We start from the raw sequence: 14,999 nt of genomic DNA, 5'->3' as shown, positions 1-14,999 counted from the left end.
CGGTTTTTCCTTATTTTAACATACGGACCCCTTAAATGCCGAGTTTTTGGCTATTCCTCCTCACCAACTCTAGCACCCGGCGCTGTATAACTATCAAATTTTTCTTTATCATCGAGGCTGATCCAGGCGGCTTCCAGGATGTCGGTGTTTGCCTCGAGCTCCTTGTCCACTTGAAGGCAGCCGCCGATCACTTCGGCTTGGTAAGTATACTTCGAGCCATTCTTTGCGAGCAGTTTAATAATCTCGACTTCATAACCCGTTTCTTCCCTTACTTCCCGTATGCATGACTGCTCGGGGGTTTCATTTTCTTCAATACCGCCGCCGGGGAAGTTCCAGACGATATCACCGCGCTGGACATACTGCCTAACCATGAGGACTAGTCCATTTTTTAAAATCACACATTGTGAAATCATTTTCGCACCTGCCTTGTGTTCTGGTTAGAGACGTATTCTTCAAGCAGTTCCCTGAACCAAAGCACACACTGATATGTATTTTTCCAATCTGTTTTGTCCTCGATTCCCCAGCAGGCGTATAAGGTCGCCAGTGAAACGGCTGCTTTTAAAAGCAGTATCCGGTCCATTGAAACCTCGCTGCAAATCAAGTCAATTCTGCGTTTTAACAAGCCTTTTGGATCGGGCTTTTCATTTACATAGTTTACAAGAAAGGAGATGATATCATAATACGGGTGCCCGATTACGCCTTTCGGATCAATCGCCACCCAGCCACGGCCTTCAGTAAACAGGATGTTCTCATGATGCAGGTCGCCATGGAGAAGCTGCTCATCACCTAATTCCGCGAACTCCTTGAAAATATCTCTGGCGGTGTCGACTGCTTCAAACGGGATCGGCTCCCCGCCTTCCGGGAACATTGCTTTGTACCTGTCGAGCCCGTTTTTCCAATCCATGATTGACGGGAATTTCCCTCCATCGGGAATTGGTCTGCGGATTTTTTTCCATACGTTGATATACTCCCTTGTGACCTGTTCCTCGTCCTCAATGGAGGACAGATCACGGCCAGGGATTAGCCGCTCAAGCAGCATGGCGCCGTTTTCCGCATCTTCGGCGAGCAGGTTTACAAAGGACTCCCCGTTGTATGCCTTCACAGCCAGGACTTCGTTTTCGAAATCCGAATTAGGAACGCCAAGCTTCAGGATGACCGGATTTTCATGCGCGTCCTTCGCCTTTGCAACATAGTTATAGGAGAGGTTCGGAACGGGCCCTTCGATGGCAAGATTCCATTTTCCCGCGTAATGGCTGATTTTACCCTCTAGTTCGTCGAGCCATTTTTCCCCTTTTTCCCCGAACGCCCCTGTGATCTTCCTAATAAAATCCTCTGGCAAGTCCAACTTTTTATTACTCATTAACGACTCTCCCTTTGAATGTTCAATGCCAGCCGCCATAGTGGACAACTACGTCCACATATGGCGCCTGGCAAGTTTATTTCTTTTTCCAATTGGGGTTTGCGGCTTGGATGAATTGTTCAATTTCGTCTGGCTGGAGCTGCCCCTTGATGATTTCGTAATAAGATTCATTTATTGTAAGCGGATCGGTGAACGTGATGGTCATGAGTTTCTTCTTTCCTTCATAAAAATCGGCAGCCTGGAGCCAGCCTACACTTGGCTCATGTTCTTGCTCTTTTTTCACGACATAGCTGCTGAGTTTTTTCACAAAAACGTCTATTTTCCCTGCCTCTTCGAGGGTAAATGGTTGATTCATTCCCCTTCCGTCACGGAAAATAATTTTTGTGATGGTGCCGATATCCTCCCCTGTTGCTTCCTCAATGGACATTTGTTTATTTTCCGCTTTTCCTGTGGCAATGAAAAAAAGCAGCAGCGCAATCAGAATAGCGACAAGGACCACAAACCATTTTTTGTTCAGGAAACTGCCTTGGTACGATCTTTTTCCCAAAAGAATCCCCCCATTTGGCATTCAATTCACTCCTTATCGTACTATTCACCAATTGACTTCTGTATTCCTCCGTTTTTATAGGACAAGTACCATCAGGTCTTCACTATAAAGCGTTCCATCCAGGTTCAAGGCCGACTTGTCGACCCCATACGTAACGAAACCCATCGACTCGTACAATTTTTTCGCAGGAATGTTTGTGGACGTGACGGCGAGATAGACGTGGGTAACCCCCTCCATCTCCCTGGCCAAATCAAGTGCGGCGCTGACAAGCTTTTTGCCCGCACCCGACCTCCTTTGTTTGGGGTCAACGTACATGGCAACAAGGTTCACCCGGTGCATAAACTTCTTTTTCGTCTCCGGGAAAAGTGTCACCGTTCCCGCCAATCCGCCGTCGATAAATGCTCCAAGTGTCACAGCCGGGCCATTCCTGAATCGTTCTTCAAATAACGAAAGCGGATATTCCAGTTCTTCCTCGTAGCTGGAGCCAAACGCATCCGGATGGTTGCGCAGCGCCTCCAGCCTAAGGGTTCTGTACATTTTTGCATCTTGCGCGTTTAATTTTCTTATCTCCATTAACAGGCCCTCTTTTCGTAAAAATACATATATCTAGCAGTTTACATCCCATTGTTATACAATTTTTAGTATTAAGACAATTTTATGGTAGATGGGGAGAGAGCACAATGGCTAGTGTGGAAACTTTTTTGCAAGAGCTCAACGGGGAAATGCAATCACTTTTAAAAAATGTCACTGAAACAAGCTGGATGGCCCAGACGACGGGAGACCCGGAATGGGCAGAAAAGCTGACAAAAGCAAGCACGGCGTTCAGCTTGTTTTTCGCAAACAAGGATACATACGAGAAAGCACAGCAATTTTTAAAAGAAGAAGGACTTACCGATGTTCAGAAGCGGCAGCTTGAATTGTTAACGAACAGCATGAAGCGGAACCAGCTTCCAGAGGAAATCCTCGCCGACCTGTCGAAGCGTTCTTCTGAATTGAATTTGCGCTTCAACACATATTCGCCGGAAGTTGATGGCAAAGCATACTCAGCAAATGACATCCGCGATGTACTGACAAACAGCGAAGACCAGGAGCTCCGAAAAAAGGTGTGGTTCGCGAGCAAGGAAGTTGGCCGTGAAGTCGTAAAAGATTTAATCGAGCTTGTAAAAAAGCGGAACGAATCCGCACGCATGCTTGGCTATAACAATTATTACGAAATGGTGTTCGAACTCCAGGAGCTTGACCAAAATGAAGTGATGGGCATTTTCAAGGACTTTGTGGAGCAATCCGATGCTACCTACCGTTCGATGAAAGCGGAACTTGATGGCCGGCTGGCGGAGAAATTCGGGATTGACGCATCAGAAATCCGTCCGTGGCATTATGTCGATCCATTTTTCCAGGAAGCTCCACCTTCCGACGCGACAAATCTTGACCGTTTTTACAAGGGAAAGGATCTTGTGCAGTTGACGTCCGACACGTTTAACGCGATGGGAATCGACATTACCGACCTTTATGAAAAGAGTGACCTTTACCCGCGCGAAAAGAAAAACCCGACCGCGTTTTGCACCGACATTGACCGCTCAGGCGACGTCCGCGTTCTGTGCAACCTGACTGAGACAGCGTACTGGATGGAGACGAATCTCCATGAATTCGGTCATGCCGCCTACTTTAAGTATATTGATTCAAGCCTTCCGTTCAGCCTACGGTCATACAGCCACACGCTGACGACCGAAGCAATCGCGATGCTTTTCGGAAAAATGGGCAAGGACCAGCGCTGGCTTAAGCGTTTTCTCGGCCTTGATGAGGCGACCGTTTCCGGACTCGCGCCCGAGCTTGAGAAATACCAGCAGTTGCAGATGCTGATTTCCGCGCGCTGGATTATTACATTCGTCTTTTTTGAAAAAGAGCTTTATGACAATCCGGACCAGGATTTGAATTCTCTATGGTGGAAAACCGTCCAGGAAATCCAGCTAGTCACTCCGCCGGATGATGCGGACAATCCTGATTGGGCGGCGAAAATCCACTTCACGCTTGCGCCGGTTTACTACCATAATTACGCTTTGGGTGAGTTGACCGCTGCCCAGCTGCAGCGTTACATCGAGCGGACCATTTCTGAGGATTTCTTCACCGAGGAAACCGGCAGGCTGTTAATTGAAGAGTATTTCAAGCCAGGCGCCCTTTACTCCTGGAACGAAAAAATCGCCCGCGTAACAGGCGAAAAGTTGAATCCTCAATATTTTGTTGAGCTGTATTGCTAGAATGAGATTTTAAGTTGTTTTGTGTATCCCCCGGGCCGGGTTTGGCTCGGGGTTTTTGGAATTGGCGTGGTTACTCTTGTATCGAAGTTGCGTTGCTTGATGAGGGGTCCGTTACTCCTGATTCTTATAATTTTAGGCATTACTATAGCAAGGTAATCTGCCTTTTACATGGAATTCTAAAATTGCTATCAACTGATATTATTTAGCTAGCAGTTGATATCCCTTGCTGCGGCAATGTTTTGAGCTCCCTCGCCTTTCTATATAACCTCTCGTGCCTTTGTTGACACCTTTCCGTATTTAAACTAATATTTGTCAACTGGATATCTCGATTTTCTTTCATAGGCATAAATTTTTCAAATCTGGTCCGTATTTGCTTGAACTCAAAAGTTCACTCATTGTTTTCAATGATGTAAGTTAATTTAGCAATCTTGCCGCATTCCAATGCAGCCCAAATAGTTTTACCATCGAAACTTGAAATACCATGTGGTTCGGCATTTTCGCTGTGAATGGGATATTCCTCAATACTATTATTGTTTTTAAGCCTTCCTATTTTATTAGCCCCCCATTCCGTGAACCATAGATCAGTTCCTGCTCCAGCAGTAATTGCGTGAGGCCGTGCGTTTGGAGTTGGAATGTCGAATTCAGTGATTTCCCCCGATGTAGTTATTCGCCCTACCTTATTACCGATAATTTCCACAAACCATAGTGCTTCATCGTTTCCTTTTGTAATTCCTACTGGACCAGATGCAGGTGTGGGTATTTTAAACTCCGAAATTTCACCGCTTACTGTGATTCTGCCAATGGCATTGTTTTGATTCTCTGTGAACCACAGTGCATTATCAGGACCCAAAGTGATAAATGAAGGGAAGGACCCTTTATTCGGCAGCTCATATTCACGAATTTTACCGTCGTTCGTTATACATCCAATACGGTTGCCACTAATTTCAGTAAACCATATATCCCCACTTGCCCCTTCTGTAATACCATACGGTCCCGAATCTGGGTTAGGTAATGTATATTCCTTAATTATGCCCGATTTTGTAAGCCTTCCTATTTTGTTGGCTGCATTCTCAGTAAACCAAACTTCACCTTCCGAAGATACCGTTAAACACATGACTTTTGCAGCTGATGTCGGCAACGGGTACTCTCTAATTTTTCCATCTACATTGATACAACTTATCTTATTTGCCTTATGTTGAGTGACCCAGACTTCCCCTTTATCCGAAACGCTTACCCCATATGGTCCAGTATCAAGACTAGTAAGTTCTATTTCTTGTAATTTCATTCCGTTCCCTCCAAGCTAAATTATATTTCAAAACAAAAAAAGCCTCTTATCTCGTTTTTTGAGACAGGAAGCAATGTAGCGCTATTTAAGACTTGAATAGATTTGACGAGTTCAAAAGTCTATTCCAAAGTCAAATAAGCACATCCCATTAATCCTATCTCAGAAAAACAATCGATAACAAATAGAGTCCATTCTAAACCATTTTGAAAAATGAACCCAAAGGTAAGCGATCGATTTCTTCTAAATTAGGATTAAATGATCATGTTCTTTTTTCACCCTTTCGATTATTGATTTAACCATAGGGTAAACGTTCTGAAAAGTCAAATAACATTCCAGCAAACTATTAAAAAAGAGCACCCCGGCCCTCCAAGCCAGGATACTCCTCAAATCAAAAACTAGACTTCCCTCCTAAGCGCGCTCAACACATCAACCTGAGTCGCGCGCTTTGCAGGACGCATGCCCGACAGGATGGTCACGACATAGCAGATGACAAAACTTATTACGGGCAGCGACCATGGGATGCTGCTGAACGTCAGCCCTTCCGGCGGAGTTTCTCCGAATGCCTGCTTAATGATGAGCGGCAGGCCGAAGTTGACGGCAAAGCTGATCAAGTAGGCAACCGCCGTGCCAATCGCGGCGCCGATAATGCCGATGTAGCTGCTCTCCAAAAGGAAAATGCTCTTAATGGTCTTCGGATTCGCGCCAATTGCTTTCATGATGCCGATATCTTGCGAACGCTCGGTGACGGCCATCGTCATTGTGTTGTATATGCCAATGGACGCTATCAGGACTGCGATAGTACCGATGAAAATCAATCCGGCCTTTACAATCGTGAACATTGTGTTTACATTTTTCAGTTCACTCACGACCGAATAGACAAAATAATTCTCTTTCTCCAGTTTGTCTGATATCGCCTTTACGGCTTCAAGATTTTTCGCATAGAGCTTCACTTCATCGTAAGAATCCTCCGGCCAAGGCTCAATCTCCGCATTTGGATTGTTCGGGTCCGTCAACATTCCGCGAGGCGTTCCGGTGAATTCTTCAATTTGCTTCATGAGTCCTTCCGAAATGAAAACGGTCCTGTCAAACATCCATTGTTTCGATGGCTCTTTCCTAATGCCGGCCACTTTTACCTCGAACGGCTTCGTCACTTCTTTTCCATCCTCGAACTTCCGGACAGTCAGCGTCAGCGTTTTGCCAAGCAATGATTCGCCAACTTGGTACTTTTTCTTTATTTTCCCCTGATTGTCGTACAAGTCGCCGCCTTCAAAATTCTTTGGGACGAACCCATCGACGAAATTGTAGCCAAGGATTATTTCATTGTCTTTTTCGGCAACCTTGCCTTCGGACAATTCAAAGCCGGCTTTCAACTCCGCTCGCATATCGGTGACCACCGTCTGTGCATGTGCTTCATGGTTGCCATATTCAAAGTACCCGTCCTGCTGGAGATTTTTCCGCTTTGTTACAGCCTTTACGTTTTCTATTTTTTCAAACTTGGAAACATCCGCATCGGTTATATGATGGTTCCCGTCTTCGCTTTCCGACTTTCCGTGCACCTGTATTTCGGTGACAATCTGCCTCTCGGTGATTTCTTTCACGACTGATTTATGCAGCCCGAATCCGACCGAGGCGAGGACGATAAGGAACGCGCTCCCCATGGCAGCGGCCAAAATCGTCATGAACACGCGTGTTTTGCTTTTTTTCATATTTTGCCGGACGAACCGGAATTGGTCTTTCAGTTTCATGCGTAAACCCCCTCAAAAACCCTGCCATCCCTCAATTCAATTGTCCGATGCCCGACCCTTGCCACATGTTCGTCGTGCGTGATAATCAGGAAGGTAATGCCGAGTTCCTTGTTCAATTGTATGATGAAATCCAAAAGCTCCTTTTCCGTTTCGCTGTCCAGGCTGCCCGTCGGTTCGTCGGCCAGGATGATCGGCGGATTGACGACGAGCGCCCTGGAGATGCTGACACGCTGCTGCTGTCCTCCGGACAATTCGCCCGGATAATGGTCACGGTACTCAAGCAGCCCGACTTTCGCAAGCATCTCTTCGGTTTTCTGTTTCCGGCGCGATTCGCTCATCCCTTGCAGAACGAGCGGCAATTCGACGTTCTCGTATGCCGTCATGCTCGGGATCAATTGAAAGCTTTGAAAAATAAAGCCTAAATGCTTGATCCGGAAATCGGCGAACTTCGCTTCATTCAAGCTGGAAACCGTGGTTCCATTAATGATAATCTCACCTTGCTTCGGCCGGATAAACCCGCTCACAAGGTTCAGCAGCGTCGATTTTCCTGAACCGCTTCGTCCGACGATTGTTACGATTTCACCTTCCCCAACCGTAAGCGAAACATCCTTCAGGACAGGGATTATCGTTTTATTTCCTTTTTTCCCAATTTCGAAATCATGGGACAAATTTCGGATTGTTATCATAATGAATCTCCTAGTCAATTTTTTTAAAAATCATGCAGGCTGCTTTTCCAGCACCGTCTTTTTCAAATGGAGCCGGGCGCGGTACAGCCTCGTCCTCACTGTCCCTGATTTAAGATTCAGCCTTGAAGCGATTTCGTCCTCCTTCAACCCGTAATCGAACCGGAGCACAAGGACGCTTTGGTACTCCAAGCCCATCCGGAAGACGGCGCCCCGAACCTCATCCCTAAGCGCGAGAAATTCGATTTTCTTCTCGGTTGATTCAGCGGCTCCCTGTTCGGATATCCGCTGCTCCATGACCGTCTGGTCGGCAGGCACCCATCGCTTCCGTTTTTCGCCACGGACGAAATCGATCGCGGTCCTACGCGTGACGGAACAAAGCCATGCGGCAATTTTTCCGGTATCCTGCACGGTACCGAGCTTTTTGTATGCTTTTAAAAAACTCTCCTGGACAACATCCTCGGCGAGGTGCAAATCCCTGGTGATGCTATATGCGATTTGTTGCAGCTTCACCGAATGCATGGAATACAGTTGCTCAAAATCCAGCTCCCTCATCCGGATGAACCCCCTTCCGTTTTTAAAAATATTCTCTTTAACCTATAAATCATTTATCAAAATGCTTCTTAATGAAATCCGGCACATTTTTTTCATCAATGGACCTCATTTCCTTCACCCCGTGGTGTTTATAAACAACAACCGCTACATAGCTATCATTCTCGTCCCAGCCCCGACCCGATTGGTCTAGAGCCTCCCGGATGTCCATTTTCTCTTTAATGATCAGCTTATTTAGGACCTGTTTCATCGGATCGTCGAACAAATCACCCGCAAATTGGCTCATCACTTCCCGGGAATTTTCCACAACGGCAATATAGTCTACATCGTCGGGAGAAATGCTTGCTTCCTCGAATAGCCCCTTCTCATCTAGCCAAGCGGCAAATTCGGTATAGGATTTTTTAAATTCAATCTGGACAACTCCCTGGTACGACTGGATTTCGATGTAAGACCTTGTGCCGACCGGGTCTTTCCATTCTTTATACGACTCGTTTTCGACTTCCTTTTTTAGGATGGACAGGGCTTCCTGGGCCTCACGGCTGTCGGAAATCATTACTTTTTTGTTTAATCCCACACCATCGGTAATAACGATTTGCCTAAGCGATGATTCTTTTATTTTGAAAATCGGATTGATGGAATGCTTGTATTCGCTTGTTAACTGTAGAGGCCTGAGCCAAGAGTCATATTCATCCGGGTTTATGTTGTATTCACGGACAAGCTTTCCGCCATTTTTCAGTTCGTACGTAAAGAAAAACGGCTGCGTGATCCGTGGATCCTTTCGGTTGGTTCTATTCCGTTCAATAATTACAGAATGAAGTTTCCTCGCCATTTCAATCGACTCTTCGCCCTTCAGAGGAACCGGGCGATACAGCTGATCCGTTTCATCCTGGTAGCTGACCACAAAATTTGAAACCATTACGCTCTTAATCTCATTTTTAGCGGGAATGCGCTTTTCATACGATCCAAAGGCCTGCAGACCCAAAATCATTAACGCGATTACGCCAGCGTAAATTGCAAATCCGCGAAGGTTATTGAAGACGCGCCATGTTTTTTGAAGAACCATTTCGGCGACAAAGTACCCAATGATTGCCCCAAATGCATAGCCAAATGCCATCCATCCAAACGTATGCTGGTAGTTGCCGAAATACATTCCACCAACCATCATTGTGCAGACGGTCACTCCGAATTTAAAAACAACTTTCAGCGAATCAAATGCGATCGCTTCCGAGGCGGCTTCACTTTTCCTTTTTTGATAGATGAATAGGCCGAGCACATACAGAACCGCCGATACTGCCAGATAGATTAGCACGTGCTTCCACCCGATATGCACAGTTGGATTTTCGAAGACGGTCAAATGCGTAAGCGGCGATAAGTATTCAATATTGCGGATTCTATAGTAGCTGCTTGGAAAGCCGTACAACAGCTCGCCAAGATTGTAAATGACCAAAAGAGATATCCCTGCCGGAAACAGCAGGAAAATATACGTTAGTACCGCCTGCACCGCGGAAATTCCTGTGACCATTGCGACAAAAACACCTGCTAGGTAAAAGACGAAGTTGAAAACAAGCGTCAGCCCCGCCCAAGCTGCAATATCTTCGACAGACATATACAAGTTCCAGCCATACATGGTGTGCAAGACCAGAATAATTGCCGCGATCAGCATAATCGGAAGCGCCAGGAAAACCAATCCCGCGACAGTATAGAAGTTATAAATATGCGCTCTTTTTACCGGCAAGCTGTGCATGAGATCCGACCATTGCCTGACGTGCAGGAAACGGTAAAGGAAAACCGACAGCAAAACAGGCGCGGTGACCATAAGGATGAATTGAATGCCAAATTCGTACAGGAACAAAGTTTCCCTCGGCGTCCATACGTGCATTTCCCTGTCCGCGTACAGCATCATCATCCGGATTGGCAGGATAAAGAGCAGGACGAGAAAATACACAATTGAAATCCAGCCGACACTTCGCCCAATCTGGAGGATCAAATCCTTATTAAACAATGACATTCTTGATGGCATAACCGATATCCCCCATTTCATAGATGAAAATTTCTTCAAGGGTAAGCGGAAGCCAATCGAAAATGACCGGGCTGGTCTTTTTGATCAAATCTACTATTTCGTCTTCGCTGCCCCTCACAATCAGGACCTGCACGCTGCCCCGCCGTTCGGAATGCAGCACGCTCAATTGTTCCGTCAAGCCTTCCGGGATTCCGTCCTTATATGCCAGTTGGACTTTGTGGATGTCCGATTTCAGGTCATCAATGTCTTTTTCGAGAAGGAGTTGCCCTTTATGCAAAATCCCAATGTGGTCGCAAAAATCCTCAATCTCACGCAGGTTATGGGATGAAACCAAAATCGTCATTTCCCTTTCGGCGACATCCTGGACGAGCAGGTTCTTCACCTTCCTGCGGACAACCGGATCAAGCCCATCCATCGGCTCATCGAGGATCAGGAAATCGGGCATCGTCGAAAGCCCCAGCCAAAACGCAACCTGCCTCTGGACCCCTTTTGAGAAGGTATGGATTTTTTTGTTCATATCAATCTCGAAAACTTCCTTCAATTTTTCAAAACGCTGCCCGTTCCAGCGGGAGTACATGCTCCGGTAAAAATGGGCCATCTGCTTCGTTGTGTACTGAGGCAAAAAGTACGGCTGGTCCGGGATGAAGAAAATCCTGTCCTTCAGTGCAGTGTTTCCGAAAACCGGCTCCCCGTCCATCGTCATTTCGCCGCTGTCCTGCTTGTATATCCCCGCCAGCATTTTGATGAGTGTCGTCTTCCCCGCTCCGTTCGAACCAATCAATCCGTATATCGAACCCTGCCTAATGTTCATGTCCACATTTTGGACGGCAGGCTGGCTATTGAATGCTTTTCTAATATGCTTTACCTGAATCATTTCAGTCTGCCCCCTTTTTGGCATCTGTCTCTACAATCATGGCCTGCAGTTCCTCCACCGTCACGCCAAGATACAACGCTTCTAAGATAAGTTTTTCCAGTTCCTGCTTCACCTGTGAAATCTTCTCCTTATCCATCCCTTTTGCAATCGGGTTGACAAAACTGCCCTTGCCCTTCAGCGAGTAAATGAACCCTTGAATCTCCAACTCGCGGTACGCCTTCTGGATCGTATTCGGATTAATTGTCAATTCCTGCGCCAGTGTCCGGACCGATGGCAGCTGCTCATCAGGCTTCAGCACTTCATTGACAATCAGCTCCTTCAGCTTATCGACGAGCTGCTCATAAATCGGCTTCCGGCTCCTAAGGTCAAGATCGAACATGATGACCCCCTATCTGTACTATGTGTACTAGGTGTACTATTACTCTTAATACAGTTGATTATATTCGATGGTTTGGAAAAAGAAAAGCATTTTGCGGAAAAAAATTTTGGGAGGCTTTCTGCCAAACTTTTTTTCCATTAAAAAAACCCCTATTTCTCTTTGAAAAATGGGTTCGATTTTGAAGTATAAATTATTAATTAACTTTGCTTTTCGCACAGAAATACACAACTAAATCAGCAGACACTTTAGCAGTAAGATTAGCACGAAAAAAGCTCCCAGCCATTAAGCTAAGAGCTTTTTTATAGTAGTGGGTTAGACATCAGCACCGATACCTTAAGTACATATTTTCACACTATTATCAAAGCAAAGGCTGCTACAAAAAGACTAAACTTTTCTTTTCTCAGATTCAAAGGGTTCTTTACTCGAATAAATATTATGGAAAAATCCTAAATACGGGATATCGTCTTCCAGACATTTTATGAGATATGACAACTCCTCATCACACTCCGGGTTTTCACCATTGTTCCGCATTACCTCAAATGCATCTACAATACTTTCCATGAGACTTACTTCGATAAATAAGGGCAACATATCCAACATCGATTTTTCGATTCCGGTCTCAGATTTGTATCCCTCGAGGACTGTTTCAAAATAATCATCCATGAACTTTTTCCGTTTATCGGGGTCTGGTTCATTTTGTATCCAGCCAACTCCGTTTGTCCAGAGACTTGCCAGGTCAAACATATACCAACAGTAGCATGAATTATCAAAATCATATACGGTTATTTGCCCGTTATCAAAATCTATCGAATAATTCCCATCGTTGTAATCAAAATGGACCATACCGAAAGACTCTCGGCTCATGTCCAATCCTTTTAAGGTTTTAAGGAGGTCTAACAGCTTCTCCTTCAGATGAGGTAACGAACCAGGTATCAGTTTCTCGATATATTCAGCATTGTATTTGTCAAAAAAACTATATCGACTATGGACAGGAGTATATCCTTTTGATATTTGGTGCAGTTTCCCAAGGACTTTACCGCAATTATAATAATATTCGGTAATTGGAACTCCTTCCCGATACCTATACTTATTTTCTACAAGCATTTTTCCTTTAGCCTTCTGAAATAAGCAGATAAAAAAGGTATGATCATTATGATTTATCTCTTCCAGAAAATTCCCGTTCCGGGAGTTGAGTACATCCGAGACACTTCCGCCATGTTCGAACAAATACCTGATATACTCAACTTCACCCAGAACATTTTCCAGGCTTCTGTCCTTTAAGAAGGCGATTCTGAGTATTTTTGAGTCGGTGCCCTCTTTCTCACAAGTATAAACAACATTACGCCCTCCAATATGTGCCTTGACCCGCTTGATTTCATAACCTTTCAAACCGTACAACTCTGATACTAACGGAAGTAAATATGTATCACAGATTTTAACAACCTCGTTATAAATCATCCATGTCCTCCTAATTTTATAAACTGGTTAAAAGTATTCTATAAATTCCTACATACCTCTTTTTGTCATTGAAATAGAACTAAACTGCTGCCCCTTTCGCTCAATAAGGATTTCAACAAAAGGTGCCTTAATCCTTCTTGGATCAAAGCACCTATAAGTTGAATAGGATTTATTCAGTTTTTTTTCCTACATACATAATATGTTCAGCTAAACTAAGAAAGTCCTCTCTTTCACATACCTTTTCTGCTAGATCCAACCAAGCATTTATAACTTCAGGTTGCTGTTCAAGTAGTTCTGGTTCACGAAGATATAAAAAACTTTCGCTGTTCAGTAAATGCAGTTTCTTAAGGTTAAATTGATTAAAAAACTGAAGTACATTTTTAGGAGAAATAAAAAAGTTATCTGAAAACCCTTGTCCAGCAAAATCTTCATCTTCGACTATTTTATAGAGTTGTGATTTTCTTTCTTTATCTAAAATAAATTCAGGGTTACGAATTAGATAGTCCCACACAAAGGCATAAGAAGATACAAATGCCACAAAAATGATTCCGTTTGGCTTTAACTTTTTTAAACATTCCCTAATAGTTTTTGCCCTATCATTCTCGCTTCTCAGATGATACATAGGACCCATACATAGCACATAGTCAAATTGGCCATCCTCAATATTTGACAAATCACGACTATCAGCTTGCAAACCTTTAAGGGAGAGCCCAATTTCTTTTGCCTTATTCAATGCAAAATCTACATTCTTTTGTGAAAGGTCAGCCAATGTCACATCGCAACCAAGTTCAGCAAGAAAAAGTGAATACTTACCAGGACCGCCGCCGAGGTCCAATACTTTTTCATTAGGCTTAATATAACGGTTCATAAAGCGTTTACTAAGTTCAAACTCCACTTTATGGCGTTCGAGTCGCTCCCACTCATCATTTACTGTTTCATCATAAAATTTCCTTACACTTTCTAAATTATCCATACTAAATCTCCTTTCTAATTTAATTTATCTAATAAAAAAACTCCCGTCTTCAAGAAATAATTCTTGAGGACGAGAGTTATAACTTCGTGGTACCACCTCAGTTTGTTGATATGTCACCATATCAACCTTATCAGGTACATTCATACCCTATCCTTATATCGGAAGAACCCGTCTTACTATCCCTAATTTATCATTAGCTTGGTAAGAAGCTCCGAGGCTTTATTCATTAAGACGAATAATACTCCTTTTCAGCAGTTAGGAGCTCTCTGTAAATATTCTTTCTTAACTACTTTTCTCATCAATGCTATTAGTATAGAATTTTCTAAAATTATATATGTTATTCTTCCAAGTGTCAAAATATTCTTTGTTAATTAGCCTGCCCTGATAATGCAATAGGATTGCCAATTAGCCTTGTCGCTGTCCAAACAAAGTTATTGTCTTTTCCAGGAAATGGTCATATTATCTCCATTTAGAATCCGTTTGAATAAAGAATTAATTATTTTTGGTTATAACCACGTTCTCCATATGGCTGTAACTTTTCTAGCCATTTTTCTTCAAGAGCCATTAAAGCTTCTTTGTCGTTAAAATAAGGATCATCATTCTTTTTCAATTTTTCCAGTATGTCTATCATGAAAGCATCTTTTCCGTACTGGTTCCATTCCTTTTGCAGTTCTTTGTTGGGGGTATACCCATTTGTATCAAGCATGAATTTTATTCCGTTTAAGGTTTTTAAGTTTTTCGTACTTCCCACAAATATTTTATCGTTGATCGTATTCTTTATCTGAAAAATTCCTGGTTCAACGGATGTTTCCTTGTATTGTTGTTTCAACTCTTTTTTACGATCCATGTTTTTTCACCTACTGTTATC

15 protein-coding genes and 1 other annotated feature are annotated in these 14,999 nt (G+C 43.9%); of the genes, 1 reads left to right on the top strand and 14 read right to left on the bottom strand.

The window, feature by feature from the left end; all coding sequences use genetic code 11:
- Positions 1-50: 50 nt before the first annotated feature.
- The 4 genes from DRW41_RS04705 to DRW41_RS04690 all read right to left on the bottom strand — a co-directional run bounded on the left by DRW41_RS04705 (position 51) and on the right by DRW41_RS04690 (position 2,480).
- Entirely contained in the window at positions 51-413 is a 363-nt protein-coding gene (locus DRW41_RS04705; protein WP_115450777.1) for an NUDIX hydrolase, read from the bottom strand.
- On the bottom strand, positions 410-1,360 hold the full coding sequence (locus tag DRW41_RS04700) for an aminoglycoside phosphotransferase family protein (RefSeq protein WP_181884406.1): 951 nt from the start codon (positions 1,358-1,360) through the stop codon (positions 410-412). Before DRW41_RS04700 ends, DRW41_RS04705 begins: the two co-directional genes overlap by 4 nt.
- 76 nt (positions 1,361-1,436) lie before the next feature.
- Positions 1,437-1,907, bottom strand: a complete 471-nt coding sequence (locus DRW41_RS04695; RefSeq protein ID WP_142752176.1) for a hypothetical protein — start codon at positions 1,905-1,907, stop codon at positions 1,437-1,439.
- Positions 1,908-1,982: 75 nt separating this feature from the next.
- Entirely contained in the window at positions 1,983-2,480 is a 498-nt protein-coding gene (locus DRW41_RS04690; RefSeq protein WP_115450774.1) for a GNAT family N-acetyltransferase, read from the bottom strand.
- A 107-nt stretch (positions 2,481-2,587) separates the two neighbouring features.
- On the opposite strand from DRW41_RS04690, the gene DRW41_RS04685 reads away from it, so the two are divergent.
- Positions 2,588-4,162 (top strand): M2 family metallopeptidase, encoded by a 1,575-nt coding sequence (locus DRW41_RS04685; protein ID WP_115450773.1) that lies wholly within the window; start codon positions 2,588-2,590, stop codon positions 4,160-4,162.
- A 388-nt stretch (positions 4,163-4,550) separates the two neighbouring features.
- Here DRW41_RS04685 and DRW41_RS04680 read toward each other — a convergent pair whose 3' ends face one another.
- From DRW41_RS04680 to DRW41_RS04635, 10 genes are all read right to left on the bottom strand, one after another.
- A complete protein-coding gene (locus DRW41_RS04680; RefSeq protein ID WP_115450772.1) occupies positions 4,551-5,447 on the bottom strand; it encodes a Vgb family protein in 897 nt (298 codons plus the stop codon).
- Positions 5,448-5,842: 395 nt separating this feature from the next.
- Positions 5,843-7,192 (bottom strand): ABC transporter permease, encoded by a 1,350-nt coding sequence (locus DRW41_RS04675; protein ID WP_115450771.1) that lies wholly within the window; start codon positions 7,190-7,192, stop codon positions 5,843-5,845.
- Positions 7,189-7,878: an ABC transporter ATP-binding protein gene (locus tag DRW41_RS04670; RefSeq protein WP_115450770.1), complete on the bottom strand. Its 690-nt coding sequence runs from the start codon at positions 7,876-7,878 to the stop codon at positions 7,189-7,191. Before DRW41_RS04670 ends, DRW41_RS04675 begins: the two co-directional genes overlap by 4 nt.
- A 30-nt stretch (positions 7,879-7,908) precedes the next feature.
- Positions 7,909-8,430, bottom strand: a complete 522-nt coding sequence (locus DRW41_RS04665; protein WP_115450769.1) for an RNA polymerase sigma factor — start codon at positions 8,428-8,430, stop codon at positions 7,909-7,911.
- Positions 8,431-8,479: 49 nt separating this feature from the next.
- Positions 8,480-10,447: a multidrug ABC transporter permease gene (locus tag DRW41_RS04660; RefSeq protein WP_115450768.1), complete on the bottom strand. Its 1,968-nt coding sequence runs from the start codon at positions 10,445-10,447 to the stop codon at positions 8,480-8,482.
- Positions 10,422-11,321: an ABC transporter ATP-binding protein gene (locus tag DRW41_RS04655; RefSeq protein ID WP_115450767.1), complete on the bottom strand. Its 900-nt coding sequence runs from the start codon at positions 11,319-11,321 to the stop codon at positions 10,422-10,424. Before DRW41_RS04655 ends, DRW41_RS04660 begins: the two co-directional genes overlap by 26 nt.
- 1 nt (position 11,322) lies before the next feature.
- Positions 11,323-11,700: a GntR family transcriptional regulator gene (locus DRW41_RS04650; RefSeq protein ID WP_115450766.1), complete on the bottom strand. Its 378-nt coding sequence runs from the start codon at positions 11,698-11,700 to the stop codon at positions 11,323-11,325.
- Positions 11,701-12,084: 384 nt separating this feature from the next.
- On the bottom strand, positions 12,085-13,158 hold the full coding sequence (locus tag DRW41_RS04645) for a phosphotransferase enzyme family protein (RefSeq protein WP_181884405.1): 1,074 nt from the start codon (positions 13,156-13,158) through the stop codon (positions 12,085-12,087).
- Positions 13,159-13,327: 169 nt separating this feature from the next.
- On the bottom strand, positions 13,328-14,131 hold the full coding sequence (locus DRW41_RS04640) for a methyltransferase domain-containing protein (protein ID WP_115450765.1): 804 nt from the start codon (positions 14,129-14,131) through the stop codon (positions 13,328-13,330).
- A gap of 62 nt (positions 14,132-14,193) precedes the next feature.
- Positions 14,194-14,442: a binding site (T-box leader), on the bottom strand.
- Positions 14,443-14,627: 185 nt separating this feature from the next.
- Positions 14,628-14,978 (bottom strand): GIY-YIG nuclease family protein, encoded by a 351-nt coding sequence (locus DRW41_RS04635; protein ID WP_115450764.1) that lies wholly within the window; start codon positions 14,976-14,978, stop codon positions 14,628-14,630.
- Positions 14,979-14,999: the final 21 nt, after the last annotated feature.

This window comes from Neobacillus piezotolerans, from assembly GCF_003362805.1.
Classification (GTDB): Bacteria; Bacillota; Bacilli; order Bacillales; family Cytobacillaceae; genus Bacillus_D; species Bacillus_D piezotolerans.
This window is presented reverse-complemented; position numbering and strand designations above follow the sequence as displayed.

Excerpts from the sequence above, each read along its gene's own strand:
- DRW41_RS04705 (WP_115450777.1), bottom strand. The coding sequence starts at position 413 with ATGATTTCACAATGTGTGATTTTAAAAAATGGACTAGTCCTCATGGTT.
- DRW41_RS04700 (WP_181884406.1), bottom strand. The coding sequence starts at position 1,360 with ATGAGTAATAAAAAGTTGGACTTGCCAGAGGATTTTATTAGGAAGATC.
- DRW41_RS04690 (WP_115450774.1), bottom strand. The coding sequence starts at position 2,480 with ATGGAGATAAGAAAATTAAACGCGCAAGATGCAAAAATGTACAGAACC.
- DRW41_RS04685 (WP_115450773.1), top strand. The coding sequence starts at position 2,588 with ATGGCTAGTGTGGAAACTTTTTTGCAAGAGCTCAACGGGGAAATGCAA.
- DRW41_RS04680 (WP_115450772.1), bottom strand. The coding sequence starts at position 5,447 with ATGAAATTACAAGAAATAGAACTTACTAGTCTTGATACTGGACCATAT.
- DRW41_RS04675 (WP_115450771.1), bottom strand. The coding sequence starts at position 7,192 with ATGAAACTGAAAGACCAATTCCGGTTCGTCCGGCAAAATATGAAAAAA.
- DRW41_RS04670 (WP_115450770.1), bottom strand. The coding sequence starts at position 7,878 with ATGATAACAATCCGAAATTTGTCCCATGATTTCGAAATTGGGAAAAAA.
- DRW41_RS04665 (WP_115450769.1), bottom strand. The coding sequence starts at position 8,430 with ATGAGGGAGCTGGATTTTGAGCAACTGTATTCCATGCATTCGGTGAAG.
- DRW41_RS04660 (WP_115450768.1), bottom strand. The coding sequence starts at position 10,447 with ATGCCATCAAGAATGTCATTGTTTAATAAGGATTTGATCCTCCAGATT.
- DRW41_RS04655 (WP_115450767.1), bottom strand. The coding sequence starts at position 11,321 with ATGATTCAGGTAAAGCATATTAGAAAAGCATTCAATAGCCAGCCTGCC.
- DRW41_RS04650 (WP_115450766.1), bottom strand. The coding sequence starts at position 11,700 with ATGTTCGATCTTGACCTTAGGAGCCGGAAGCCGATTTATGAGCAGCTC.
- DRW41_RS04645 (WP_181884405.1), bottom strand. The coding sequence starts at position 13,158 with ATGATTTATAACGAGGTTGTTAAAATCTGTGATACATATTTACTTCCG.
- DRW41_RS04640 (WP_115450765.1), bottom strand. The coding sequence starts at position 14,131 with ATGGATAATTTAGAAAGTGTAAGGAAATTTTATGATGAAACAGTAAAT.
- DRW41_RS04635 (WP_115450764.1), bottom strand. The coding sequence starts at position 14,978 with ATGGATCGTAAAAAAGAGTTGAAACAACAATACAAGGAAACATCCGTT.